This window comes from Limnohabitans sp. 2KL-3 (assembly GCF_001269405.1).
In the GTDB taxonomy this organism is placed as follows: domain Bacteria; phylum Pseudomonadota; class Gammaproteobacteria; order Burkholderiales; family Burkholderiaceae_C; genus Limnohabitans_A.
Window position 1 is genome coordinate 1 of sequence record NZ_CXON01000060.1, and the last position, 1,158, is coordinate 1,158.

Annotated in this window: 2 protein-coding genes; one reads left to right on the top strand and one right to left on the bottom strand. The window is 62.4% G+C overall.

What is annotated here, in order from left to right; genetic code table 11:
• Window positions 1-691, bottom strand: a 691-nt coding sequence (gene istA, locus AMM41_RS21595; protein ID WP_194944954.1) for an IS21 family transposase, incomplete at its 3' end; no start/stop codon positions are given.
• A gap of 277 nt (window positions 692-968) precedes the next feature.
• Between istA and AMM41_RS22130 the strand changes: the two genes are divergently transcribed.
• Window positions 969-1,158, top strand: a 190-nt coding sequence (locus AMM41_RS22130) for a hypothetical protein (RefSeq protein ID WP_228769408.1), incomplete at its 3' end; no start/stop codon positions are given.

The window sequence follows — 1,158 nt, forward strand, 5'->3', positions numbered from 1 at the left end:
CGGCGCACTCGGCATAAGAGCGCTGGACCTGGGGGTCAAAGCGGCAGGCCTTGATGATGGCGCACTTGGCGTTGTCGATGATGACGCGCTCGGGCACCCCGTTGAACCACTCAAAGGCGCGGCGGTGGCAGCCCAGCCAAGTGGACACGGTCTGATCCCAGACGAACTCCAAGTACTGGTGGCGGGAGTGGCACAGCGTCATGACGAAGGCCCAAGTGCGGCGCATTTGGCCATCGGGGTGCATCAAGAAAGGGCCAGCGCCAAAGTCGACCTGTGCGGCCTCGCCGGGCTTGAAGGACAGGCGTACAGTCAGATCGGTGCGGGGCAGCTCCTGTGCGATGTCCTGCATGAGGCGATAGACGGACGAGTAGCTGCCTTGAAACTGGTGCTCGCGCACGAGGGCGGCGTGGATGGCTTTGCCCTCAACGCCAGCGGCCATCCAGCGGGTGACCGCCTCGCGCCAGGGCTGGGCTTTGGAGACGGTGCTGGCGGCGCGCTTGGGTTTTGGGGCCAGGCTTTTGGCGATGGTGGGCACATCGGGCAGTGGCGCGGAGGGCTCAAGCCAGCCCATGCTGAGCGCCAGAGCGCGAAACTGGGCAACTTTGACGCGGCCCATGAGGCCCAGGCGTGCGATCTCGCGGTCACGGTCGCCTGCGCGCAGGCGAATGAGGACGTTTCGGAATTCATGCATCTCGATCTTTCTGCGGCCCATCCATCGCTCCTGAACAAAAGGTTCAGAAGGTAGCGATGGGCAGGGTTCGAGATGTCTGTTGAGCGCGGGCAGCTGGCTCCTATATGCCGAAATTCAGCTGGCCTGTAAGTGCCGAAAACGCACTGGCTCCTATATGCCGAAAACGGGGTGGCTCCTAAATGCCGAAAACGGTTTGGCCTCTATATGGTGAAAAGTGACAGTGGCCTCCTGCCAACTCCCCGGCGCATCCGTCAGTGCCATCGCGGCAGCCCACGGCATGAATGCCAACGTACTGCGCCGCTGGCTCCAAAAGCATCGCCAACACGGCTCACATGTCCCACATTTCCCAAGCACACCGCCCGCATCTGCTCAGACCAGCAGCGCTGGATTCATCGCGCTCGATCTGAGCGCCCTGCAAGCTGCACCGGCTTGCTGTACTGCTCAGACCATTGATCTGCGCTGCCAAC